Source organism: Pseudomonas sp. GM49 (assembly GCF_000282355.1).
Taxonomy (GTDB): domain Bacteria; phylum Pseudomonadota; class Gammaproteobacteria; order Pseudomonadales; family Pseudomonadaceae; genus Aquipseudomonas.
In genome coordinates this window covers 1-24,703 of the sequence record NZ_AKJL01000136.1, presented here as the reverse complement: position 1 = coordinate 24,703, position 24,703 = coordinate 1, and the positions used below count along the sequence as shown (strand labels likewise).

Here is a 24,703-nt window from a genome sequence, read left to right as displayed (position 1 = left end):
CGGAAAAATTCTATCGCTCGGCGATCAGCACCAGCACATCGGTGCTGAACGAACCATCGGCCTCAATCTCAAAATATTCGCGTACTTCATTGCCCATCGACTGCTGCAACTCGCGGATCGCCGCGCGCATCACTTGCGGTGTGCGCATGCGCTCGACCCAGCTGTTGTACTCCAGGCGCAAGCGCTGACGGGTGGTACTGCGCGTATGCAGACCCGCCTCGCTGACCTGGCGTAACCACTCGCCGGCGGAATAATCGCGCACATGGCTGGTGTCGCGCAGCACTTCGACGCTTTGCAGGTAAGTGTCGAACAGCGGGCTACCCGGTGACAACACGTCGACGAATGCCGCCACACCGCCCGGCTTCAGCACTCGACGCACTTCCCGCAGAGCCACGCCCAGATCGCTCCAATGGTGCGCCGAATAACGGCTGAAGACGAAATCAAACTCGCCATCGGCGAACGGCAGACGCTCGGCGGCGCCGTTGACCGTGGACACATTGTTCAAGCCGCGATCAACCGCAGCGCTGGCGACCACATCGAGCATCTGCTGCGACAGGTCGTAAGCCACCACCTCTTTCACCAATGAGGCTACGTGAAAGCTCACGTGGCCTGCGCCGCAACCGAGGTCCAGCACCCGGGCATCGCCCTGCCCCGCCAGTTCAGCCTGTAGCAGTGCGAATTCAGTGCCTTGAGCGTGAACGGTGCTGCTCAGGTAGGCCGCGGCCTGTTCGCCGAATTGCTTCTGGACTACCTGGGTGTGCTGGGCGGTGCTGGTCATGCGGACTTCCTTTTTGGGGGTGAGTCTTGGGGTGTCTGTTCTGGCCTCATCGCGAGCAAGCTCGCTCCCACAGGTTTTGTGAACGCCGCAAATCCAATGTGGGAGCGAGCTTGCTCGCGATGGCGTCATCACGCCTTACGCAAAATCAAGCGTCGCGAAACAACCAAGGCTGGCTAGCACGGTGTTTGGCCTCAAACGCCGCAATCGCATCGCCGTCCTGCAACGTCAGGCCGATATCGTCCAGACCGTTCAACAGGCAATGTTTGCGAAACGCATCAATTTCAAAGCTCAACACCTTGCCATCCGGACGGGTCACGGTCTGGGCTTGCAGATCGACCTGCAACTGGTAGCCCGGATTGGCCTCGACCTGCTGGAACAGTTCGTCGACTTCGGCATCGCTCAAGATGATCGGCAGCAAGCCATTCTTGAAGCTGTTGTTGAAGAAGATGTCGGCGTAGCTCGGCGCGATGATGCTGCGGAAACCGTATTCTTCCAGCGCCCACGGCGCGTGTTCACGGCTGGAGCCGCAACCGAAGTTCTCGCGGGCCAGCAACACGCTTGCGCCCTGGTAACGTTCGGCGTTGAGGACGAAGTCCTTGTTCAGCGGGCGCCTGGAGTTGTCCTGATAGGGCTGGCCCACATCCAGGTAGCGCCATTCATCGAACAGGTTAGGGCCGAAACCCGTGCGCTTGATCGACTTCAGGAACTGCTTAGGGATGATCTGGTCGGTGTCGACGTTGGCACGATCCAAAGGCGCGACAAGTCCAGTGTGCCGGGTAAATGCTCTCATGATTACTGCTCTCCCTGGATCATTTCACGGACGTCGACGAAGCGACCGTTCACAGCGGCGGCCGCGGCCATGGCCGGGCTGACGAGGTGGGTACGGCCACCGGCGCCCTGACGGCCTTCGAAGTTGCGGTTGGAGGTCGATGCGCAATGCTCGCCGGACTCCAAACGGTCCGGGTTCATCGCCAGGCACATCGAGCAACCCGGCTCACGCCATTCGAAACCGGCTTCGAGGAAAATCTTGTCCAGGCCTTCCGATTCGGCCTGCGCCTTCACCAGACCCGAGCCAGGCACCACGATGGCCTGCTTGATGGTCGAGGCCACTTTGCGGCCCTTGGCGATCACGGCCGCGGCACGCAGGTCTTCGATCCGCGAGTTGGTGCAGGAACCGATGAACACGCGGTCGAGCTGAATGTCGGTAATCGCCTGGTTGGCGGTCAAACCCATGTATTTCAAGGCACGGACGATGGAGTCGCGCTTGACCAGGTCCATTTCCTTCGCAGGATCCGGCACGTTCTGATCGACCGCCAACACCATTTCCGGCGAGGTGCCCCAGCTGACTTGCGGCTTGATCTGGGTCGCATCGAGCTCGACAACCGTGTCGAACACGGCATCGGCGTCGGACACCAGGTCTTTCCAGGCTTCGACGGCCAGATCCCATTCCGCGCCTTTCGGAGCGAATGGACGGCCCTTGACGTAAGCCACGGTTTTTTCGTCCGCGGCCACCAGACCTACGCGAGCACCGGCCTCGATGGACATGTTGCAGATGGTCATGCGGCCTTCGACGGACAGGTCGCGAATCGCGCTACCGGCGAATTCGATGGCGTGGCCATTACCGCCGGCGGTGCCGATCTTGCCGATCACAGCGAGGACGATGTCCTTGGCGGTCACGCCGAACGGCAATTGGCCTTCGACGCGTACCAGCATGTTTTTCATTTTCTTGGCGACCAGGCACTGGGTGGCGAGCACATGCTCGACCTCGGAAGTGCCGATACCGTGCGCCAATGCGCCGAATGCGCCGTGGGTCGAGGTATGGGAGTCGCCGCAGACCACGGTCATGCCCGGCAAGGTGGCGCCCTGCTCCGGGCCGATGACGTGGACGATGCCTTGGCGAACGTCGTTCATCTTGAACTCGACGATGCCGTATTCATCGCAGTTGTCATCGAGGGTCTGGACTTGCAGGCGCGAAACCTGGTCAACGATAGCGTCGATGCCGCCCTTACGCTCCGGCGTGGTCGGTACGTTGTGGTCCGGGGTCGCGATGTTGGCATCGATGCGCCATGGCTTGCGCCCGGCCAGACGCAGGCCTTCGAAGGCTTGCGGCGAGGTCACTTCGTGGATGATGTGACGATCGATGTAGATCAGCGCGGAGCCATCGTCGCGCTGCTTGACCAAATGCGAATCCCAGAGCTTGTCGTAGAGCGTTTTGCCGGCCATCAGACGGTTTCCTCATCAGCTTGTTTCTATGCCCCGGGCCTTGATTGGCTCAATAACCCCTTGGCTTGTGAGGCTGATCCTATGGGGTTACATTAAATAACTCAAATTCATATTTTTTATGCTTTGGATAACCAACTGGAATGCAGCCATGGACCTCGCCAACCTCAATGCTTTTATTGCCATTGCCGAGACAGGAAGTTTCTCTGGTGCCGGTGAACGACTGCACCTGACCCAACCGGCCATCAGCAAACGCATCGCCGGGCTGGAGCAGCAGTTGAAGGTGCGGCTGTTTGATCGCCTGGGTCGGGAAGTCGGCCTGACCGAGGCCGGACGCGCCCTGCTGCCGCGGGCTTATCAGATTCTGAATGTGCTGGATGATACGCGTCGCGCCTTGACTAACCTCACAGGCGAAGTGACCGGCCGTCTGACCCTGGCGACCAGTCACCACATCGGCCTGCACCGCTTGCCACCCTTGTTAAGGGAATTCACCCGACGTTACCCACAAGTGGCGCTGGATATCCAATTCCTCGATTCGGAAGTGGCCTACGAGGAAATTCTCCATGGCCGCGCCGAACTGGCAGTCATCACCCTCGCACCGGAACCCCATGCGCTGGTCAAGGCCACCCCGGTGTGGGACGACCCGCTGGATTTCGTGGTCGCCCCAGAGCATTCACTGCTCAACAACGGCAAAGTCAGCCTGTCGGACATCGCCCGACACCCGGCGGTATTCCCCGGCGGCAACACTTTTACCCACCACATCGTGCAGCGGCTGTTCGAGGCCCAGGGCCTGACGCCAAACATTGCCATGAGCACCAACTACCTGGAAACCATCAAGATGATGGTCTCTATCGGCCTGGCCTGGAGTGTTTTACCGCGCACCATGCTCGATGACCAAGTGGCACGCATACCTTTACCGGGCATACAGCTCACTCGCCAGCTAGGCTATATCCTGCACACGGAAAGGACGCTGTCGAATGCTGCGCGGGCCTTCATGGCCTTACTGGACGCTCAACTCGATCTGCCAGGGACTCAAGGCTGACTTGTGCTACTCCTGTAAAGCCGCGAATTCCTGCAATAAACGCCCAAACTCAGCCTAAGGCTTGCCAATGCCGAAATCTGTTGATCGTATTCCGCCGATGCCACGTATTCAGGCGATTGACCCAAAAAGCTCCGAGCAGAGCTGGGAAAGTGCACCGCAATTGCTGGCCGCACTCAACGGCGCGCGCCTGGGCGCCTGGTATTGGGACATCGAGCGCGGGCAGATCAGCTGGTCCCGGGGCACGCAGGCGCTGTTCGGCTTCGATCCCCGGCAACCGCTGCCACAGGATCTGGAATACCTCGACCTGCTGCCCCCGGAAGATCGCGCCAAGGCCGTTCGCGCGTTTCACGCGGTCATCGCAGGCGCGCCACTGGAGCAAGCGATGCATCACCGCATCCGCTGGCCCGATGGCAGCCTGCACTGGCTGGAAATCAACGGCAGCCTGTTGCCGGACAAGCACGGCAGGCCACGGATGATCGGTGTAATCCGCGAGATTACCCACCAGCGTCAGCGCGAACAGGCGCTGAGCAGCTCGGAAAAACGCTTTGCCACCCTGTTTCACCTGTGCCCGAACATGGTTCTGCTGACCCGCCAGGAAGACGGCCTGATTTCCGAAGCCAACCAGTATTTCGAAAGCCTGTTCGGTTGGCCGGTGCAAAACGCGATCGGCCGCACCACGCTTGAACTGGGCCTTTGGGTGCATCCCGAGCAACGGGCCGAACTGGTCAAGGCCACCAAAGCCAAAGGCGACCTGGTCAGCATGGAAGTGCAGTTTCGCGCCAGCAATGGCCAGATCCACGACGGCATCCTCAGTGCGCAAAAAGTCGAACTCGAAGGTCAGCCCTATCTACTGAGCACGTTCCTTGACACCACCGAACGCAAAATCGCCGAACATGCCCTCAAGGACAGCCAGGAACGCCTCGACCTGGCCCTGGACTCGGCACAACTCGGTACCTGGGACTGGCACATTCCCAGCGGCATGCTCTACGGATCGGCACGGGCCGCCCAATTGCACGGCCTGGACGCCAAACCCTTTCACGAATCCTTCGACGAGTTCTTCGAAGGCGTGCCCGGCGAAGAACGTGACACCATGCGCGACGCTTACCGCAGCCTGCGTGAAGGTCCGGCCGGCAACTATCAATTGACCTACCGCGTGCAATTGCCCGATGGCAGCTCACGTTACCTGGAAAGCCGCGCCCGCCTCTACCGCGATGAAAACGGCGTGCCGGTGCGCATGGCCGGCACATTGCTCGACATCACAGACCAGGTAGAGCGCGAACAACGGCTGGTGGCCTCCGAAGAAAAATTCGCCACGCTGTTCCAGGTCAGCCCCGATCCGATCTGCGTCACCCACCAGGACAGCGGCCAGTTCATTGAAATCAACTCCAGCTTCACCCAGACCTTCGGCTGGAGTACTGCCGATGTGATTGGCCGCAGCGCCGACGAAATCGGCCTGTGGGACGCTTCGGCGAAAAGCCTGCGACGGATCGAACAAGTGATCCGCGAGCAAGGCCTGAACAACGTGGCCATTCTGGTCCAGCACAAGGACGGACAGGTCCTGACGTGCGTGATTTCCAGCCGCCAGATCAGCGTCGGCGACCAGCCCTGCATCGTCACCACCCTGCGCGACATCACCCAGCAACAGCGCTCGGAAGCGGCGCTCAAGGCCAGTGAAGAGAAATTCGCCAAGGCCTTCCACTCCAGCCCCGACGCCATCACCATCACCGAGCGCGACACCGGACGCTATCTGGAGGTCAACGACGGTTTCTGCCGCCTGACCGGTTATCGCGCCGAGGAAGTGGTGGGCCGCACGGTGTATCAGGTGGGGATTTGGGCGGAAGAAAAACAACGCTCGGCGCTACTGGCCGAATTGCAGATCAAGGGTCGGGTTCATCACCAGGAAATGCTCGGGCGCAACAAGAACGGCGAACTGCTCACCGTCGAAGTCTCGGTGGAGCCGATCACCCTCAACGAAACCGCCTGCCTGCTGCTGACTGCGCGAGACGTCAGCCTGCTGAAAAACGCCGAAGCGCAGATCCGCCACCTGGCCTACCACGATCCACTGACCAACCTGCCCAACCGGGCGCTACTGATGGATCGGCTCAGCCAGCAGATCGCCCTGCTCAAACGGCATAACCTGCGTGGCGCGCTGATGTTCCTCGACCTCGACCACTTCAAGCACATCAACGACTCCCTCGGGCACCCGGTGGGCGATACCGTGCTGAAAATCATCACCGCGCGCCTGGAGGCCAGCGTGCGCATGGAGGACACCGTTGCGCGCCTGGGCGGTGACGAATTCGTGGTGCTGCTCAGCGGTCTCGAAGGCTCGCGCAGCGAGGTCAGCGATCAGGTTCGCGAACTGGCCGACACCATCCGCGAGCTGCTGTCCGAACCGATGTTCCTCGACGGCCAGCGCCTGCAAGTGACGCCAAGCATCGGCATTGCGCTGATCCCCGATCACGGTTCGACCCCGACCGACCTGCTCAAGCGCGCCGACATCGCGCTCTATCGCGCCAAGGACTCGGGCCGCAATACCGCGCAGATGTACCACAACACCATGCAGAAGGCTGCGAGCGAACGCCTGCGCATGGAAACCGACTTGCGTCTGGCGCTTTCCCGGGGTGAATTTCACGTGCATTACCAACCCCAGGTCGATGCCCGGGGCGACCGCATCGTCGGCGCCGAGGCCCTGGTGCGCTGGAATCATCCGCAGCTCGGCGCGCAGTCACCCACCGAGTTCATCAAGGTGCTGGAAGACAGCGGACTGATTCTGGAGGTCGGCAACTGGATCCTCGACGAAGCCTGCCAGGCATTCAAACAGTTGATCGACGACGGCCTGGTGAATCCGTACAAATTCAGCTTGTGCGTGAACATCAGCCCGCGCCAGTTCCGTCAGAATGACTTCGTCGAACGCGTCGAAAACAGCCTGTCCAGCTATGGCCTGCCCTGCTCACTGTTGAAGCTGGAAATCACCGAAGGCATCGTCATCCAGAACCTGGAAGACACTATCAGCAAAATGCGCCGCCTGAAAAAACTCGGAGTGAGCTTCGCCATGGACGACTTCGGCACCGGCTATTCCTCGCTGACCTACCTCAAGCGCTTGCCGGTCGATACCCTGAAAATCGACAAGTCGTTCATCCGCGACGCCACCAGCGACCCCAACGACGCCGAGATCATCCGCGCCATCGTCGCCATGGCCCACAGCCTGGACTTGAAGGTGATTGCCGAAGGGGTGGAAACAGCGGAGCAACTGGAGTTCTTGCAGGGGTTGGAGTGTCACTTCTACCAAGGGTATTTGCACAGTCAGCCGTTGCCGGTGGAAGAGTTTCAAAAACTCCTGAAATAACCCACCCCTGTAGCAGCTGGCGAAGCCAGCTGCTACAGGGCATGCGTAAAATAAAAAAGGGCGCTGCAAGGGCGCCCTTTTTGTTGCTCTGGCTTAGTGTTGCAGAGCCGGTTTCTGCGTCCCGTTGATCGGGATGCGCTTGGCTTTCGCCTCTTCCGGAATCACCCGCAGCAGGTCGATACTCAACAGACCGTTGCTCAGGCCGGCAGCCTTGATTTCGATGTGGTCCGCCAGACGGAAGGACAGTTTGAAGGCACGTTGCGCAATGCCCTGATACAGATAAGTGACGTCTTCGTTCGCGTCGCGTTTACCGCCACTGATGGTCAGCACACCTTTCTCGACTTCGAGCTCCAGGTCTTCTTCCTGGAAACCAGCCGCTGCGATGACAATACGGTACTGGTCGTCGCCGTGTTTTTCCACGTTATAGGGTGGATAGCTGCTGCCTGGCTCGTTGCGCAGGGCGGTCTCGAACAGATCGTTGAAACGGTCGAAACCTACCGAGGAACGGAACAGTGGGGCCAGGGAAAATGTAGTAGCCATGATTCAAATCTCCTGAAAACAATCAGCAAGGTTTTTTGTCTCCGCGACCCGAATTCGGCATCGCGTAATCCTTAGATAGGGACCGCTGATTGCATTTCAAGAGATTATTTTCTGCTTTTTAAAAAAAGAGTTTCAGGCCGCTTCTGCCACCGGCAGCCCCAGTAAACGCGAGACGTTATCCAGCTCGGTCTCACGGCGCAGCACGGTAAACAGCTCCACCGCCTCGGGATAATTGCGGGTCAGCATCGCCAGCCATTGTTTCAGGCGACCCGGCGATTGGCGGGGTGTCATCTGCGCCTTGGCTTGCAACCAGAAGTCCTGGATCAGCGGCAGCAGTTCGTTCCAGGTCATCTCCACGACCTCTTCACCGGCCCGGGCAGCGGCGATCTGCCGGGCCAGATCCGGACGCGAAACCAGGCCGCGACCGAGCATGATGTCTTCCACACCACTGATCTCGCGGCAACGACGCCAGTCCTCGACGCTCCAGATATCACCATTGGCGAACACCGGCACCTTGACCACGTCCTGTACGCGCGGGATCCACTCCCAGTGCGCCGGCGGCTTGTAGCCGTCGACCTTGGTCCGCGCATGCACCACGATGTGCTCGGCACCGCCTTCGGCCAGGGCCGTGGCACACACCAGCGAACCGTCCGGGCTGTCGAAGCCCAGGCGCATCTTGGCGGTGACCGGAATGTGTGCAGGGACGGCACGACGGACGTGCTCGACGATCTGGTTGAGCAGCTCGGGTTCCTTGAGCAGTACCGCGCCACCACGGGATTTGTTGACGGTCTTGGCCGGACAGCCGAAATTCAGGTCGATCACTTCGGAACCCAGCTCGCAGGCCAGTGCGGCATTTTCTGCCAGGCACACCGGATCGGAACCGAGCAATTGCACACGCAGCGGCACACCGGAGGCCGTCCGGGCACCGTTGAGCAACTCCGGGCCGAACTTGTGGAAATAGGCAGGTGTCAGCAACTGGTCGTTGACCCGAATGAACTCGGTTACACACCAGTCAATACCACCCACGCGGGTCAGCACATCGCGCAGGATGTCGTCGACCAACCCCTCCATGGGCGCCAAAGCAATTTGCATGAAAAACACACTCGAGGAAAAACGTGCGGCAGTTTACTGGTTTCAGCAGGACTCTGCAGAACATCGCAGATCCATTGTGGGAGCGGGCTTGCTCCCACATGAGATCAGGGTTGCACCAACTCCTGCACCTGGATCGCCGGGCCATAGCCCTCGATGAACTCGGCCGGCATGCGCTTGGGCTTGCCCGTGGACAGTTCGATGCAGACGAAAGTGGTCTGCGCCCGCAGCAACGTCGAATTATCGCTGGGGCGCTTCAACTGGAAGTGCCGGGTCATTTTCAGACGCTGGTCCCAATCGACGATCCAGGTCGCCAATTGCAGCTCATCGCCCTCATAGGCTGCCGCCAGGTAATCGATCTCGTGGCGCACCACCGCCATCGCCCGGTCCAGCCTCCGGTATTCGACCAGATCCAGGCCAAGACGCTGGGAGTGGCGCCAGGCACAGCGTTCGAGCCAGGTCACGTAGACCGCATTGTTCGCGTGCCCCAACCCGTCGATGTCCTCGGCGTCCACTTGTAGATCAATGATAAATGGCGTTTCCCGATCCCAGCCCATGCCCCACTCCCGGTCATATAGATTCGACCGGGGCAGTGTAACGGATGCTCAAGCCGATTGGCGCGATTGCAGTCGGCGACCGGCCAGCAGTGATAACACACCATCAATCACCCGAGGGTCAGCCAGCACCCGCTGATGCCCACCCTCCTGCAGGCGCAGCAAACGACTGTCGAACCAGGCTTCGTGGATCAGCTGGGATTCCTTCACAGAGACAAGGTTGTCGTCTTCAGCGTGGACAATCAGGCCGGGAATGTCGAGTTGATAGTGCGCAACATCCAGCGTCGCGGCTCGCATGCCGACGTCTTGCTCGACCTGGCGAATGAACGCCGAGCGGGCCTTCGGTGGCAGCCCGACATAACGGGCGAAACCACGCAACACGCCGAGAATCCGCGCCGGTGCGGCAATGGTGACCAGAGTTTCGGTGCGCAAGCCCAACTGGACCGCGAGCATGGCACTGGCGCCGCCCATGGAGTGGCCGATAACCGCTTGCAGGGGTGGCAATTCGGAAGCCGCTTCAAGCATGGCGCGAGCGAACAGCACCACATTCGCTTCACTGCCCGGTGAGCGACCGTGGGCCGGACCATCCAGGGCCACGACCGAGTAACCGGCATCGACCAACGCCGTGATCAGGCTGGCAAACTGCGTTGGGCGCCCTTCCCAGCCGTGCATCATCATCACAGCCGGGCCTTGCCCCCAGCGCAGGGCCGAAAGGCCAAACCGCAAGGTAATACGCTCGGATCTCGCCAACAGCGGCAGCTCCCAGTCACGGGGTGGCAGATCCCGCGGTGTCATGAAGGCCAGTCGCATTTTGCTAGCGACCAGTTTCGGGGCAAACCAGCCCAAGGTGCCATTAACGCCACGAACCCACTTTAACGCGCTCATCGCATTCTCCTCAGGCCGCAGCCTTCAGGTCAACGCACTGCCGATTTGGCGGCGCGCAGTAATCGATCGGACAACTCTCCCGGCCCCAGCGCCCGCGCCAGAGCCAGCCCACCCACCATCAAGGCCATATCGGCCAAGGCTTTTTCGGTGTCTTCAGGACTGGCCGCCAACTGCGCGACCATCAATTCCACATGCTCATTCAGAGCGACACGAAACGCTTCCGGCAGCCGCCCCAGTTCGCCGACCGATGCCGGGATCGGACAGGCTGATTCGGAGGAATCACGGTGCTTGCGCGACAGATAAAACGCTGCCACCAGAGCGCGACGCTCTTCGCCGGTCAACTCCGCGTCCATGTCGGCAATCAGGTCGCGGCGGTGACCGAGCAATTGCTTGAACGCCTCGAGCATCATCGCGTCCTTGCTTTCGAAGTGTGCGTAGAAGCCGCCGACCGTCAGGCCCGCCGCGCCCATCACTTCGCCCACACTGGGTTCGGCCGGGCCGCGCTGAATCAGCGCTGCGCTGGCAGCCTTGAGGATGCGTTCGCGGGTTTGAGCTTTTTTATCGTTCATCGTTGTCTCCGAATATTACGATTGAAATATTATTCTCATAATAAATTTTAGCAAGTCATGAGTGTGACCGCTGGTCTGAAGAACAGTTTTTTTGGAAATGGAGGAATTTGGCCAAACGCCAGACAAACAAAAGGGCCATTCAATAATTGAATGACCCTTATAAAATCCCGCAGAGCGGGTAATCGTGGCGTCCCCTAGGGGACTCGAACCCCTGTTACCGCCGTGAAAGGGCGGTGTCCTAGGCCACTAGACGAAGGGGACACAAACCCTTCTATACAACTGATCAGTGCTGAGAGCTGATCGTTTCAAGGCCGGTGTGGCCAGACCTTGAACTGTAAAATTGGTGGAGCTAAGCGGGATCGAACCGCTGACCTCCTGCATGCCATGCAGGCGCTCTCCCAGCTGAGCTATAGCCCCGGATTTTTCGCCTCGCGGCGGAGCGACATCTTGCAACATCGCTTCTGTAAAACTGGCGTCCCCTAGGGGACTCGAACCCCTGTTACCGCCGTGAAAGGGCGGTGTCCTAGGCCACTAGACGAAGGGGACGCAAACCCTTCTATACAACAGATCAACGCTGAGTGTTGATCGCTTCAAGGCCGGTGTGGCCAGACCTTGAAGTGTAAATTGGTGGAGCTAGACGGGATCGAACCGTCGACCTCTTGCATGCCATGCAAGCGCTCTCCCAGCTGAGCTATAGCCCCTCATCGTTGATGTCATCGCTGAGGACGGGGCGAATCTTAAGGGTGTATCGAAAGCCTGTCAAACTTATTTTTCAAAAAATTTAAAATTTTTTGCCGACATAACAATCACTTACCGCCCTCCCCCCGTAAATCCGGGGCATATCCGCCCCTGTAGCAGCTGCCGCAGCGCCCGTGATTCGGACACTCCGTCCTTTCAGACAGATTGCGTCAAGGCCATCGGGGCCGCTTCGCAGCCCAACGCAGCCTGCGGCAGCTGCTACTGGGTAACGGTGGGAATCAGGCGATAGCGCCCAACAGCTTTTCCCACTCTTTGTTTTCTTTCTTCGACACACCGCCCAACAGGTCGATGGCCTGGCGCAGACGGAAACGGGTCAGGTCCGGCCCGAGAATTTCCATCGCATCAAGCACCGACACCGAGCTGGCCTGCCCAGTGATCGCGGCGAACATCAGCGGCATCGCATCACGCAGCTTCAGCTCAAGGGATTCGACCACCGCCTGGATGGTCGCGGTGATGCTGTCCTTCTCCCACTGACGCAGGCTTTCGAGCTTCCACAGGATCAACTGCATCAGTTGACGAACCTGATCGCCCGAGAGCTTCTTGGATTCGAACAACTTGGCATCCGGGTTGACGCCACCGGCAAAGAAGAACCCGGCCAGCGGTGCAACCTGGCTGAAGGTTTCGACCCGGCCCTGCACGTGCGGAGCGATCTTCATCATGTATTCGGAATTGAACGCCCACTTCTGCACGCGCGCAGCGAACTCTTCCACCGGCAGGTCACGCAGCCATTGGCCGTTGAGCCACGACAGCTTCTCGATGTCGAAGATCGGCCCGCCGAGGGAGACGCGCTTCAGGTCGAAGTTGTCGACCATCTCCTGCAACGAGAACTTCTCGCGCTCGTCCGGCATCGACCAGCCCATGCGCCCCAGGTAGTTGAGCATTGCTTCAGGCATGAAGCCCATGCGCTCGTAGAACGTCACCGACGTCGGGTTCTTGCGCTTGGACAGCTTGCTCTTGTCCGGGTTACGCAGCAGCGGCATGTAGCACAGTTCCGGTTGCTCCCAGCCGAAGTACTCGTACAGCAGGATCAGCTTCGGTGCCGATGGCAGCCATTCTTCGCCGCGCAATACGTGGGTGATGCCCATCAGGTGATCGTCGACCACGTTGGCCAGGAAGTACGTCGGCAGGCCGTCGGTCTTCATCAGGACTTGCATGTCCATGCGGTCCCACGGGATTTCAACGTCGCCACGCAGCATGTCCGGCACCACGCAGACGCCTTCGCTCGGTACTTTCATGCGGATAACGTGCGGCTCGCCGGCCGCCAGGCGGCGGGCAACTTCTTCCTTGGACAGCAGCAGCGCGCGGCCGTCGTAACGCGGGGTTTCGCCGCGAGCCATCTGCTCGGCGCGCATCTGGTCCAGCTCTTCGGCGGTGCAGAAGCACGGGAAGGCGTGACCGAGCTCCACAAGCTGCTGGCAATACTTCTGGTAGATATCGCCACGCTCGCTTTGACGGTATGGACCGTGCGGGCCGCCGACGTCCGGGCCTTCGCTCCAGTCGATCCCCAGCCAGCGCAAGGCGTCGAAAATCTGCTGTTCGGACTCGCGGGTCGAACGCAGCTGGTCGGTGTCTTCGATCCGCAGGATGAACTCACCGCCGTGCTGCTTGGCAAAGCAGTAGTTGAACAAGGCGATGTAGGCGGTACCTACGTGGGGATCCCCGGTAGGCGATGGCGCGATGCGAGTGCGGACGGTGGTCATGGCATGTCTCGAAAAGATAAAAAGCGAAGTTCAAAGCGAACTTCAAACAAGAGCCGAATGGTAACAGGCGACACAGGCCACGCTCCAGTGAACAGGGCATTTAAGCCAAGGTTGCGTCTGTAACGCCCGTATGGCGCGGTGAATGGCCGAATCTCGGCCGATGGCATTTACCGTTTATCGGCTGTATGCCAGATTTGCCTGCTGATAACTTCCCTTACAATTTCTCGACTACAGTTTGCCTCATGCCTGCCCAACTCAAGCGTCGCCTCTTCACGTTCCTGCTGGTTGTCCTGTTGATTGCCGGGGGCCTGTTTGCCCATTGGATCTTCAAGGGGCGCTTTTATGAAAGCACCGACAACGCTTATGTCCAGGGCGAGATCACCCGTGTGTCGAGCCAGTTGGGGGCGCGCATCGATCAGGTACTGGTGCAGGACAACCAGCATGTCGAGAAAGGCCAGTTGCTGATCAAACTCGAAGTCGACGACTTCCGCCTCGCTGTCGACCGCGCCAATGCCGCCCTGGCCACCCGCCAGGCCGAGCGTCTGCAAGCCCAGAGCAAACTGACCCAGCAGGCCAGCCTGATTGCCGCCAGTGAAGCGCAAGTCGCGTCCAGCCAGGCCAGTCTGGGGCGCTCGCAGATCGACCTGACCCGCGCCGAGACCTTGCGCAAACCCGGTTACGTGTCGGAAGAACGGGTAACCACCCTGTCCGCCGACAATCACATTGCCCGCTCGCAAGTGGCCAAGGCCCAGGCCGACGCGCAAAGTCAGCGCCAGCAGGTCAACGCACTGAGCGCCGAGATCAAACGCCTCGACGCGCAGATCGCCAACGCAAAAACCGACCTCGCCCAGGCCGAATTGAACCTGACCCGCAGCGAAATCCACGCGCCCATCAGCGGCCTGATCGGCCAGCGCGCAGCCCGCGAAGGCCAATACGTGCAGGCCGGCGCTTACCTGTTGTCGATCGTGCCGGACGAAGACATCTGGATTCAGGCCAATTTCAAGGAAACCCAGATTGGCCACATGCAGCCCGGCCAGGAAGCCGAACTGACCTTCGACGCCTACAGCGACACCCCGATCAAAGCCCGGGTCGACAGCCTGTTCGCCGCTTCGGGGGCGCAGTTCAGCCTGTTGCCGCCGGACAATGCCACGGGCAACTTCACCAAAGTCGTACAACGGATTCCGGTAAAACTGACCTTCGCCGCGGACAACCCGTTGCGCGGCAAGATTCGTCCGGGCATGTCGGTCACCGCCAAGGTGAACATCAAGGACACCCCTGAAGATGTCACCCCCAAAGTGAGCCACAAAGACACCCCTGGCGATGACCAGTGATCAACTGATCCGCCCGGTCGGCGAACCGACCCGGCGCGACTGGATCGCGGTGATGAGCGTGATGCTCGGCGCGTTCATGGCGGTGCTGGACATCCAGATCACCAACTCCTCGCTCAAGGACATCCAGGGCGCGCTGTCGGCGACCCTGGAAGAAGGTTCGTGGATCTCCACCTCGTACCTGGTGGCAGAAATCATCATGATCCCGCTCACCGCCTGGCTCGTGCAGTTGCTGTCGGCCCGGCGTCTGGCAGTGTGGGTGTCCCTCGGTTTCCTGGCCGCGTCCCTGCTCTGTTCCATGGCCTGGAGCCTGGAAAGCATGATCGTGTTCCGCGCCCTGCAGGGTTTTACCGGCGGCGCGCTGATTCCGCTGGCGTTCACCCTGACCCTGATCAAGCTCCCGGAACACCACCGCGCCAAAGGCATGGCCATGTTCGCCATGACCGCCACCTTCGCACCCTCCATCGGCCCGACCCTCGGCGGCTGGCTGACGGAGAACTGGGGCTGGGAATACATTTTCTACATCAACATCCCGCCCGGCCTGATCATGATCGCCGGCCTGATGTACGGTCTGGAGAAAAAAGAAGCGCACTGGGAGTTGCTGAAAAGCACCGACTACGCCGGCATTCTCACCCTCGGTGTCGGGCTTGGTTGTTTGCAGGTGTTCCTGGAGGAAGGCCATCGCAAGGACTGGCTGGAATCCAGCCTGATCGTGACTCTGGGCAGTATCGCGCTGGTCAGCCTGATCACCTTTGTCATCGTGCAGTTTTCCAAACCCAATCCGTTGATCAATCTCGGCATCCTCGGCAACCGCAACTTCGGCTTATCCAGTATTTCCAGTGTCGGGATGGGGGTCGGGCTGTATGGCTCGATCTACCTGCTGCCGCTGTACCTGGCGCAGATCCAGAGCTACAACGCCCTGCAGATTGGCGAAGTGATCATGTGGATGGGGGTGCCGCAGCTGTTTCTGATCCCGCTGGTGCCCAAGCTGATGAAGTTCATCTCGCCGAAATGGCTGTGTACGCTGGGTTTCGGGTTGTTCGGGTTGGCGAGTTTCTCTTCGGGCGTGCTGAACCCGGACTTTGCCGGGCCGCAGTTCAATCAGATCCAGATCATCCGCGCCCTCGGGCAGCCGCTGATCATGGTAACCATCTCGTTGATCGCCACCGCCTACATCCTGCCCCAGGATGCGGGATCGGCCTCGAGCCTGTTCAACATCCTGCGCAACCTCGGCGGCGCCATCGGCATCGCCCTGCTCGCCACGCTGCTGGATGCGCGGACCAAGGTTTACTTTGATTACTTGCGCGAAGCCATCGTGCCGAGCAATCCGCAGGTGGCCGAGCGCATTGCCTCGCTGACCGACCGGTTGGGCAATGAAACGGCAGCACTGGGCAAACTCAGCGAGATCGCCCACCAACAGGCATCGATCATGGCCTACAACGATGCATTTCATTTTGTCGGGATTGCGTTGGGGATCAGCATGCTGGCGGTGTTGCTGACCAGGAAGTTGCCGGCGGGGTTGAAGGCTGGGGAAGCACACTAATTGATACTTGCAGTGCCCTGACCGACCTCATCGCGAGCAAGCTCGCTCCCACATTGGACCGCGTTCGCTGGGCCAACCCGATCAACTGTGGGAGCGAGCTTGCTCGCGATGGCGGCCTGACAGGCACTGCAAATCTCAAACAGTGATCAACCGCTCGCGCAACTTGCCAATCTCATCGCGCATCTGCGCCGCTGCTTCAAATTCCAGATCACGCGCCAACGCATACATCTTCTCTTCCAGGGCCTTGATACGCTTGGCGATCTCACCCGGCGAGCGCAATTCGGCTTCGTATCTGGCGTTCTCTTCGGCCGCCTTGGCCATGCCTTTGCGTTTCTTGCTGCGCGAACCGGGCACCGTGGCACCTTCCATGATGTCGGCAACGTCCTTGAACACGCCTTTGGGCGTGATGCCATTGGCCAGGTTGAACGCGATTTGCTTGTCACGACGACGCTCGGTTTCGCCGATCGCGCGCTCCATGGAGCCTGTGATCCGGTCGGCGTACAGAATCGCCCGGCCATTGAGGTTACGTGCCGCGCGGCCGATGGTCTGAATCAGCGAACGCTCGGAACGCAGGAAGCCTTCCTTGTCGGCATCGAGGATCGCTACCAGCGAAACTTCCGGCATGTCCAGACCTTCACGCAACAGGTTGATCCCCACCAACACATCGAAGGTGCCGAGACGCAGGTCGCGGATGATTTCGACCCGCTCCACGGTGTCGATGTCCGAGTGCAGATAACGCACTCGCACACCGTGATCCGCCAGATAGTCGGTCAAGTCTTCGGCCATGCGCTTGGTCAGCGTCGTGACCAGCACTCGCTCTTCCAGAGCGACACGCTTGGTGATTTCCGACAGCAAGTCGTCGACCTGGGTCAGTGCCGGGCGGATCTCGATTTGCGGGTCCACCAGCCCGGTCGGGCGCACCACCATGTCAATGACGCGCCCGGCGTGCTCGGCTTCATAGTTGCCCGGCGTCGCCGAGACAAAAATCGTCTGCGGACTGATGCTTTCCCATTCATCGAAACGCATCGGCCGATTGTCCAGGGCCGAGGGCAGACGGAAACCGTATTCGACCAGGGTTTCCTTGCGCGAGCGGTCGCCCTTGTACATGGCGCCCACCTGCGGAACGCTGACGTGGGATTCGTCGATCACCAACAAGGCATCCGGCGGCAGATAGTCATAAAGCGTCGGCGGCGGCGCGCCGGCTTCGCGACCGGACAGATAGCGCGAGTAGTTTTCGATGCCGTTGCAGTAACCCAGTTCGAGGATCATCTCCAGGTCGAAACGGGTGCGCTGCTCCAGGCGCTGGGCTTCCACCAGTTTGTTGTTGGAACGCAGGTATTCCAGGCGCTCCTGCAACTCGACCTTGATGCCTTCGACCGCGCCCATCAGGGTTTCCCGTGGCGTCACGTAGTGGCTCTTCGGGTAGAAGGTGAAGCGCGGCAGCTTGCGAATGACTTCGCCGGTCAGCGGATCGAACGCCGACAGGCTTTCCACCTCATCATCGAAAAGCTCGATACGGATCGCTTCAAAATCGGATTCCGCCGGGTGGATATCGATCACATCACCACGCACGCGGAAGGTCGCACGGGCAAAATCCATGTCGTTGCGGGTGTATTGCAGGTCGGCCAGGCGGCGCAGCAACTCACGCTGATCGAGCCGGTCGCCGCGATCCACGTGCAACACCATCTTCAAATAGGTTTCCGGGCTGCCCAGACCGTAGATGCACGACACCGTGGTGACGATGATCGCGTCCTTGCGCTCGAGCAATGCCTTGGTCGCGGACAAACGCATCTGTTCGATGTGATCGTTGATCGAGGCGTCTTTCTCGATGAAGGTGTCCGAGGACGGTACGTAGGCTTCAGGCTGGTAGTAGTCGTAGTAGGAAACGAAATATTCCACCGCGTTGTTCGGGAAGAACGCCTTGAACTCGCCGTACAACTGCGCCGCCAGGGTCTTGTTCGGTGCCAGCACCAGCGTCGGGCGCTGCACCTGGGCGATCACGTTGGCGATACTGAACGTCTTGCCCGAACCGGTCACACCAAGCAGCGTCTGGTGCGCCAGCCCGGCCTCGATACCCTCGACCATCAGGCGGATGGCTTCCGGCTGATCGCCGGCGGGCTCGAATCGGGTGACTAGCTGGAATTCAGACATGAAATACCTCTGGATCACTCTTGCCGGTAAAACCGGCACGAACGAGAAAGACCGCAAACGACCGATGTCGCCCGAAGAAAAAACTGGATTGTGCTCAATGTGGAGCCGATTGCCAGCGCTTTCAAGGCAAACGTCCTACATCACGCAAAACCTTTGCCGACGCCATTCGACTAACGGTCGATAAATAATCGGAAAAACTTACCCGAAATGCTGATTCGCCTGTCGCCAGCAATCGCCGATGGCCTCTATACTAGCTCCCCGTTTGTGCACCGCTCTAGTGCATTCGGCTGGAGCGCGACACGTCCCTCCACTCTCCATTCAGAGCCGCCGCAATAATGAGCCTGTTCTCCGCTGTCGAAATGGCACCACGCGATCCAATCCTGGGCCTCAACGAAGCATTCAACGCCGATACCCGGACCAACAAAGTCAACCTGGGGGTCGGTGTTTACTGCAACGAGGAGGGGCGAATTCCACTCCTGCGCGCCGTTGTCGAAGCCGAAACCATTCGCGCCGCTCAACACGTTTCCCGTGGCTACCTGCCAATCGACGGTATCGCCGCCTACGACCAGGCTGTGCAGAAATTGCTGTTCGGCAATGATTCGCCGCTGATCGCTGCCGGCCGTGTAATCACCACACAGGCTGTTGGCGGTACTGGCGCACTGAAAATCGGTGCCGACTTCCTCAAGCAACTGCTGCCGAACGCCGTCGTGGCAATCAGCGACCCGAGCTGGGAAAACCACCGCGCCCTGTTCGAAACCGCCGGTTTCCCGGTGCAGAACTACCGTTACTACGACGCCGCGACCCACGACGTGAATCGTACCGGCATGCTGGAAGACCTGAACGCGCTGCCGAACGGTTCGATCATTGTGCTGCACGCCTGCTGCCACAACCCGACTGGCGTGGACCTGAGCCCGGCGGACTGGAAAAACGTTCTTGAAGTAGTGAAAGCGAAGAACCACGTGCCATTCCTCGACATGGCGTATCAAGGTTTCGGCGATGGCATCGATGAAGACGCCGCTGCCGTGCGCCTGTTCGCCGAGTCGGGCCTGACTTTCTTCGCTTCCAGCTCGTTCTCCAAGTCGTTCTCGCTGTACGGCGAGCGTGTGGGTGCCCTGTCGATCGTCAGCGAATCGAAAGAAGAAAGCGCGCGCGTGCTGTCGCAAGTCAAACGCGTGATCCGCACCAACTACTCCAACCCGCCGACCCACGGTGCCAGCGTTGTCGCTGCGGTGCTGAACAGCCCGGAACTGCGCGCCCAGTGGGAAGCCGAACTGGCCGAAATGCGCCTGCGCATTCGTGGCATGCGGACCCAGATGGTCGACCTGCTGGCACAAAAAGCGCCGCAGCGCGATTTCAGCTTCGTCGGTCGTCAGTGCGGCATGTTCTCGTACTCCGGCCTGACGGTTGAGCAAGTTCACCGTCTGCGCAACGAGTTCGGCATCTACGCCCTGGACACCGGCCGCATCTGCGTGGCTGCGCTGAACCAGAGCAACATCAAGGTTGTGACGGACGCGATTGTCCAAGTCATCTGATAACACCTTGAAATGAAAAACGGGAAGCCTTCGGGCTTCCCGTTTTTATTTGTCTCAGATATTTCCCGATGGGCTGACCAAGCCCTCTAAACTGCACACAAATACAAATGTGGGAGCGGGCTTGCTCGCGAAGACGGCGGCACATTCAGTACTTGTATAAACTGATCCACCGCTTTCGCGAGCAAGCCCGCTCCCACAGGTTATGCGTACACGCTGGAGTTTCCATGAGAGCAGATATGAAAGACGATGACTTGCGTGCCGACCGCGACGAACTGGACTACTACCCACCGCCCCGCACTTCGGGCAAGCGCGGCAGCAGCCTGGTGATGCAAGTGGCAGCCGGGGTATTCCTCGGCGGGCTGGCCCTGTGGCTGGTGCAACTGGCCGCCACCGCGTTGTACGCCAAGCTGTTGATGGGCACCCTGACGTTCGGTGGCTGAACCGCCTCCGTTGAAAGTTGTGCTTCAATGCTTGACTTCCCCTTTTTAATCAGTAAGATACGCGCCATTCCGCGATAGCTCAGTTGGTAGAGCAAGTGACTGTTAATCACTGGGTCCCTGGTTCGAGTCCAGGTCGTGGAGCCAGACAAGCAACATCGAAAAGCCCCTGAATCGAAAGATCAGGGGCTTTTTTGTGGCCGATGAAAAGCCATCTCTTGAAAAGCCGTCCCCTGAAAAGAAAAAAGCCGATCTGTCTATTCAACAGATCGGCCCTTTTCAGTCGCCGTGAACGTCAGACATGTTCACTGCTTTTCGAGTGCAACGACCGTGGCTCTGCCACGCCGTGTTCCGATTCCAGCACCGGAATCTCTTTGCCGTCGCAGTCATGCAGCTTACCGTCGCTGAAATAGTCCCCCTCTCGCAACGCCGCCAGATCCTGATAACGCAGCACCCGTTCGGTACCGGCCGCAAACACCGATTGCTGATCGGAGTTACCGGCGGTGAGATGGTTGAAGGTCAGGTTCAGCACGATGGCCATGATCGCCGAGGAACTGATGCCCGAATGGAAAATGGTCGCGAACCAGCTCGGGAAGTGATCGTAGAAGTTCGGCGCCGCGATCGGGATCATGCCGAAGCCAATCGAGGTGGCGACAATGATCAGATTGACGTTGTTGCGGTAATCGACCTTGGACAAGGTACGAATACCGCTGGCCGCGACAGTACCGAACAGCACGATGCCGGCGCCACCCAGTACTGAGGTCGGTACGGCGGCGATGACCCGCCCCATGAATGGCAACAGGCCAAGGATCACCAGGAACAGACCGCCAGTGGCTACCACGTAGCGGCTCTTGATACCCGTAACCGCCACCAGCCCAACGTTCTGGGCAAAGGCGCTTTGGGTAAAGGAACCGAAGATCGGCGCGAACATGCTCGACAGCATGTCGGCACGCAGACCGTTGCCCAGGCGCTTGGAGTCAACTTTGGTGCCGATGATCTCACCAACAGCCAGAATGTCGGCCGAGGTTTCCACCAGCGTCACCATCACCACGATGCACATCGACAGGATCGCAGCGAAGTGGAAAGTCGGCATGCCAAAGTGGAACGGTGTCGGGAAGCCGAACATCGGGCCCTGGGTGACGGATGAGAAATCCGCCATGCCGAGGAACACCGCGATGATCGTGCCGATCACCATGGCCAGCAAAATCGACAGGCGGGAGATGGTCGCACTGCCGATTTTGCTCAGCAGCAGCACCAGCACCAGCGTCACCGCCGCCAGACCGATGTTCGCCATGCTGCCGAAGTCCGGCGCATGACTGTTACCGCCCATGGCCCAGCGCGCGGCTACCGGCATCAGCGTCAGGCCGATGGTGGTAATCACGATGCCGGTCACCAGCGGCGGAAAGAACCTGGTGATACGCGAGAACACCGGGGTGATCAGCAACCCGATCAGAGACGCCGCTATCACCGCCCCCAACACCGACTGAAACCCGCCCTCCCCGCCACTGCTGACAATCGCCACCATGGTCGCGACGCCGGAGAAGGACACGCCCTGTACCAGCGGCAATTGACAACCAAAAAACGGTAAACCCAGGGTTTGCAGCAGCGTTGCCAGCCCCCCCGCAAACAATGAAGCAGCAATCAACAAACCGATGTCCGCCGGCGAGAGCCCGGCCGCCTGGCCGATGATCAATGGTACCGCGACGATACCGCCATACATGGTCAGAACATGTTGCAGGCCATAAGCCATATTCGCGCCGATCCCTAGGTTTTCGTCCTCGGGCCGTTGGTGTGAAACATGGGGCGTTTTCATGGTAGGGGGTTCCCTGGTTTTTGTTATTCGCACACTGTATTCAATAGTCGTGACAAATGTCTATAGAGTTGTATACAACTTACCAGTCACAAAATGGATACCTGTCCATTTCCGCCTGCCACCCCCATGGCCCCGCCAAAAAACCTTGAAATACTTCCCTCCCTGTCCACCCCCGGGTGCTGACTAGTCTTTTGAATTCCTGGCGACCATCGGTAAGGCCTGCCGCTTCCACATACATATCAAGTATGCATAATGAAGTCATTCGAAATTCAGTATCACAAGGCAAAGAACGCAGCCAACAAACTCAAGCACCAAGGCATCAGCCTCGCGGAGGCAGAACCGGTATTCCATGACGAACGAGCGCTGACCATCGAGGACAACCACCATGAGGAACAACGCTGGATCACCCTGGGGCTGGATGCCAAAGGCCGATTACTGGTCGTCGCGTACACCCACCGCGATCCGAATTTCGTTCGAATCATTTCCGCGCGCATCGCCACCAAAAGCGAGCGCCGTCAGTATCTGGAGGCATGACTGATGAAAGACGAATACGATTTCAGTAACGCCAGGCGCGGGGCCGTAGTGCCCGCCAAAGGCAAGACCCGCATTACCATCATGCTTGATGACGCTGTCATCGAAGCCGCCCGGGCACTGGCAGAACACGAGGGGTACGGCTACCAGACGGCGATCAACAATACGTTGCGCCGGGCCCTGCTCAACGAAGGCAAGAGCGCACAATTGAAACAAACCCTCACCCCTGCCGAACTCAAGGGCCTGGAGCAGAAACTCGCGGAGGCCCTGCGCGAAATTCAACGGGTGATGGAGCCGGGTGTTCGGCCCTGAAACACAAAGGGCCGATCAATCAGATCAGCCCTTTGTGTTGCCCACGTTCAGCCAGCTATTGCGGCGCTGCGATCAATCGTTCCAGAGTCCGCGCCAATTGCGCCTGTTCCGGTACGCGAATGCCGAACTCGCTGTCCAGCAGGCCAATCAATTCCTGCACATCCGTTACCTGCCGCCGCTCGCTATCATGGCCAACCCGGTGAATCGCGAAGCTGCCATTGTTGAGCGTACGCCGCCACCCCTCCCCGGTGCGCGCCACCATCAACTGCTTGACGAAAGTCGACTCGGGGTGGGTCGAGACGTACCAGTTGCCCACAGCAAAGTCGATATCTTCCTGTCGCTGCAGGTCGAAGATGTACATCGCTCGCCATTCACCGGCAACGTTGGCGCGCAGGGTAAAACCGTCGACGTGCAGGTCGATGCGATACGACTCGTGAGGGGTGAGTTGTTCGGCGCGGGAGTCGAGCAACAGGGGCGCGGTCGGTACCATGCCGCCGAAGCCGACGTCGGTGATATAGCGCACGTCATCGATGATGACCAGGCTCAGGCGATGGGTCCGGGCAGTCCAGGCGCCCTCCGGCTGGCCCATCACCACCCGACCGCTGATGGCACGGGCGTCGAAACCCAACGCTTGAAGCAAGGCCAGAAACAGGTTGTTGAGTTCGTAGCAGTAACCGCCACGACCATCGTGCAAGACCTTCTGCTCGATGGACGGCAAGTCGATCAGCACCGGCTCGCCGGATAACGTGGTGAGGTTTTCAAACGGGAAAACGCCGGTATGGCGCAATTGCAGTTGGCGCAAGGTTTCCAGGGTCGGTGCCGGAGGTGCATCGAAACCCAGGCGTCGCAGATACAAAGCACGATCGGTCAGGCGTGGCTCGCTCATCGTTCAATCCTTTTGCACGTTCGCTGCGGATCACTCCGCCGATGGGCGTTATGTATAAGGGATGAACCGGTACGGCCGACAATTGATTTCGCCAATCGCCCAGTGCGGGTCCTACCGATCAGGCTGAATGCCATATCGCGCGATGGCACCGAGTGGCGGTGACGAGTGGCACGGTGAAGACAGTTGCTCCCACAGGGTTCTCGTTTGAACATGGATCGGTGGTCCTCTGCGGCCCAGTGCCGGTCACGGTCAAATCCGTGCCACTTTTCAACCGTCCGGCCCCCACCGCGCGACCCTTCACACCAACATCAGGTGACGACTCATCCCTGGAGACGACCATGATGAACATCAGAATGACTTCGCTGCTCCTGGCTGGATGGTTGTCGGCGATGCCCCTGGCCACGTTTGCGGCGTCCGGCGATGGCTTTAACGCAACCGGTACGACATCGGGCGCAACCCGCAACTCGACCATGCTGCCAGACAACAACAGACCCAGCGTACCCTCGGGCGACAACGCCAGCGGTCGTGGCCCCAGCTCGTCAAGCGGCAGCACCGGCGTCAATGGTCCGGGCAGTGGCGCGGGCGGTGGCACCGGCGCTCCCGGAGGTGGAACCGGTGGCGCTGGCGGCGGGACGGGTAGCTGGACAGGCAAAAGCAGCCGATGACGCGCAGTCATTGGCTGGTTTTT

At 59.7% G+C, this 24,703-nt stretch carries 21 protein-coding genes and 5 tRNA genes; 10 read left to right on the top strand and 16 right to left on the bottom strand.

What is annotated here, in order from left to right:
• Positions 1–10: 10 nt before the first annotated feature.
• The 3 genes from PMI29_RS16210 to leuC all read right to left on the bottom strand — a co-directional run bounded on the left by PMI29_RS16210 (position 11) and on the right by leuC (position 3,001).
• Entirely contained in the window at positions 11–778 is a 768-nt protein-coding gene (locus PMI29_RS16210; RefSeq protein WP_007997551.1) for a class I SAM-dependent methyltransferase, read from the bottom strand.
• A 145-nt stretch (positions 779–923) separates the two neighbouring features.
• Positions 924–1,568: a 3-isopropylmalate dehydratase small subunit gene (gene leuD, locus PMI29_RS16215; protein WP_007997549.1), complete on the bottom strand. Its 645-nt coding sequence runs from the start codon at positions 1,566–1,568 to the stop codon at positions 924–926.
• A gap of 2 nt (positions 1,569–1,570) precedes the next feature.
• The gene (leuC, locus tag PMI29_RS16220) at positions 1,571–3,001 is read right to left on the bottom strand and encodes a 3-isopropylmalate dehydratase large subunit (protein WP_007997547.1); all 1,431 of its coding nucleotides are present in this window, start codon (positions 2,999–3,001) and stop codon (positions 1,571–1,573) included.
• 148 nt (positions 3,002–3,149) lie between these two features.
• Here leuC and PMI29_RS16225 point away from each other — a divergent pair, with 148 nt between their 5' ends.
• Both PMI29_RS16225 and PMI29_RS16230 read left to right on the top strand, forming a co-directional pair.
• Positions 3,150–4,040 carry a LysR family transcriptional regulator gene (locus PMI29_RS16225; RefSeq protein ID WP_007997545.1) on the top strand — a complete coding sequence of 297 codons (891 nt, stop codon included), beginning with the start codon at positions 3,150–3,152 and terminating at the stop codon, positions 4,038–4,040.
• A 67-nt stretch (positions 4,041–4,107) separates the two neighbouring features.
• Entirely contained in the window at positions 4,108–7,386 is a 3,279-nt protein-coding gene (locus tag PMI29_RS16230) for a sensor domain-containing protein (protein ID WP_007997543.1), read from the top strand.
• 93 nt (positions 7,387–7,479) lie between these two features.
• On the opposite strand, the gene PMI29_RS16235 is transcribed toward PMI29_RS16230, so the two are convergent.
• The 10 genes from PMI29_RS16235 to gltX all read right to left on the bottom strand — a co-directional run bounded on the left by PMI29_RS16235 (position 7,480) and on the right by gltX (position 13,482).
• Positions 7,480–7,926: an Hsp20 family protein gene (locus PMI29_RS16235; RefSeq protein ID WP_007986945.1), complete on the bottom strand. Its 447-nt coding sequence runs from the start codon at positions 7,924–7,926 to the stop codon at positions 7,480–7,482.
• 132 nt (positions 7,927–8,058) lie between these two features.
• Positions 8,059–9,018 (bottom strand): tRNA dihydrouridine synthase, encoded by a 960-nt coding sequence (locus PMI29_RS16240; protein WP_007997541.1) that lies wholly within the window; start codon positions 9,016–9,018, stop codon positions 8,059–8,061.
• Between the two features lie 104 nt (positions 9,019–9,122).
• Positions 9,123–9,572, bottom strand: a complete 450-nt coding sequence (locus tag PMI29_RS16245) for an acyl-CoA thioesterase (protein ID WP_007997539.1) — start codon at positions 9,570–9,572, stop codon at positions 9,123–9,125.
• 48 nt (positions 9,573–9,620) lie between these two features.
• The gene (locus PMI29_RS16250) at positions 9,621–10,454 is read right to left on the bottom strand and encodes an alpha/beta fold hydrolase (RefSeq protein WP_007997536.1); all 834 of its coding nucleotides are present in this window, start codon (positions 10,452–10,454) and stop codon (positions 9,621–9,623) included.
• Between the two features lie 29 nt (positions 10,455–10,483).
• Entirely contained in the window at positions 10,484–11,023 is a 540-nt protein-coding gene (locus PMI29_RS16255) for a TetR/AcrR family transcriptional regulator (protein ID WP_007997534.1), read from the bottom strand.
• Between the two features lie 185 nt (positions 11,024–11,208).
• A tRNA-Glu gene (locus tag PMI29_RS16260) sits at positions 11,209–11,284 on the bottom strand.
• An 80-nt stretch (positions 11,285–11,364) separates the two neighbouring features.
• Positions 11,365–11,440: transfer RNA gene (locus PMI29_RS16265), tRNA-Ala, on the bottom strand.
• A 53-nt stretch (positions 11,441–11,493) separates the two neighbouring features.
• Positions 11,494–11,569: transfer RNA gene (locus PMI29_RS16270), tRNA-Glu, on the bottom strand.
• Positions 11,570–11,648: 79 nt separating this feature from the next.
• Positions 11,649–11,724 (bottom strand) — tRNA-Ala (locus PMI29_RS16275).
• A gap of 276 nt (positions 11,725–12,000) precedes the next feature.
• Positions 12,001–13,482, bottom strand: a complete 1,482-nt coding sequence (gene gltX / locus PMI29_RS16280) for a glutamate--tRNA ligase (protein ID WP_007997532.1) — start codon at positions 13,480–13,482, stop codon at positions 12,001–12,003.
• A gap of 242 nt (positions 13,483–13,724) precedes the next feature.
• Here gltX and PMI29_RS16285 point away from each other — a divergent pair, with 242 nt between their 5' ends.
• Both PMI29_RS16285 and PMI29_RS16290 read left to right on the top strand, forming a co-directional pair.
• Positions 13,725–14,813 carry an HlyD family secretion protein gene (locus PMI29_RS16285; protein ID WP_007997530.1) on the top strand — a complete coding sequence of 363 codons (1,089 nt, stop codon included), beginning with the start codon at positions 13,725–13,727 and terminating at the stop codon, positions 14,811–14,813.
• 49 nt (positions 14,814–14,862) lie between these two features.
• Positions 14,863–16,353 carry an MDR family MFS transporter gene (locus PMI29_RS16290; RefSeq protein WP_177323275.1) on the top strand — a complete coding sequence of 497 codons (1,491 nt, stop codon included), beginning with the start codon at positions 14,863–14,865 and terminating at the stop codon, positions 16,351–16,353.
• Between the two features lie 135 nt (positions 16,354–16,488).
• On the opposite strand, the gene uvrB is transcribed toward PMI29_RS16290, so the two are convergent.
• Complete coding sequence (uvrB, locus tag PMI29_RS16295; protein ID WP_007986932.1) at positions 16,489–18,504, bottom strand: excinuclease ABC subunit UvrB; 2,016 nt, start codon at positions 18,502–18,504, stop codon at positions 16,489–16,491.
• 335 nt (positions 18,505–18,839) lie between these two features.
• On the opposite strand from uvrB, the gene PMI29_RS16300 reads away from it, so the two are divergent.
• From PMI29_RS16300 to PMI29_RS16310, 3 genes are all read left to right on the top strand, one after another.
• Positions 18,840–20,036, top strand: coding sequence for an amino acid aminotransferase (locus PMI29_RS16300; protein WP_007997526.1), 1,197 nt, complete (start codon positions 18,840–18,842; stop codon positions 20,034–20,036).
• 236 nt (positions 20,037–20,272) lie between these two features.
• Positions 20,273–20,476 carry a hypothetical protein gene (locus PMI29_RS16305; RefSeq protein WP_033052337.1) on the top strand — a complete coding sequence of 68 codons (204 nt, stop codon included), beginning with the start codon at positions 20,273–20,275 and terminating at the stop codon, positions 20,474–20,476.
• A gap of 68 nt (positions 20,477–20,544) precedes the next feature.
• A tRNA-Asn gene (locus tag PMI29_RS16310) sits at positions 20,545–20,620 on the top strand.
• Between the two features lie 148 nt (positions 20,621–20,768).
• On the opposite strand, the gene PMI29_RS16315 is transcribed toward PMI29_RS16310, so the two are convergent.
• Entirely contained in the window at positions 20,769–22,286 is a 1,518-nt protein-coding gene (locus PMI29_RS16315) for a nucleobase:cation symporter-2 family protein (RefSeq protein ID WP_007997521.1), read from the bottom strand.
• 252 nt (positions 22,287–22,538) lie between these two features.
• Between PMI29_RS16315 and PMI29_RS16320 the strand changes: the two genes are divergently transcribed.
• Both PMI29_RS16320 and PMI29_RS16325 read left to right on the top strand, forming a co-directional pair.
• Positions 22,539–22,820 carry a BrnT family toxin gene (locus tag PMI29_RS16320; protein ID WP_007997519.1) on the top strand — a complete coding sequence of 94 codons (282 nt, stop codon included), beginning with the start codon at positions 22,539–22,541 and terminating at the stop codon, positions 22,818–22,820.
• Positions 22,821–22,823: 3 nt separating this feature from the next.
• Positions 22,824–23,129, top strand: a complete 306-nt coding sequence (locus PMI29_RS16325; protein WP_007997518.1) for a BrnA antitoxin family protein — start codon at positions 22,824–22,826, stop codon at positions 23,127–23,129.
• A 55-nt stretch (positions 23,130–23,184) separates the two neighbouring features.
• Here PMI29_RS16325 and PMI29_RS16330 read toward each other — a convergent pair whose 3' ends face one another.
• Positions 23,185–24,015 (bottom strand): arylamine N-acetyltransferase family protein, encoded by an 831-nt coding sequence (locus tag PMI29_RS16330; protein ID WP_007997516.1) that lies wholly within the window; start codon positions 24,013–24,015, stop codon positions 23,185–23,187.
• A 338-nt stretch (positions 24,016–24,353) separates the two neighbouring features.
• Between PMI29_RS16330 and PMI29_RS32175 the strand changes: the two genes are divergently transcribed.
• Positions 24,354–24,680 carry a hypothetical protein gene (locus PMI29_RS32175; protein ID WP_007997514.1) on the top strand — a complete coding sequence of 109 codons (327 nt, stop codon included), beginning with the start codon at positions 24,354–24,356 and terminating at the stop codon, positions 24,678–24,680.
• Positions 24,681–24,703: the final 23 nt, after the last annotated feature.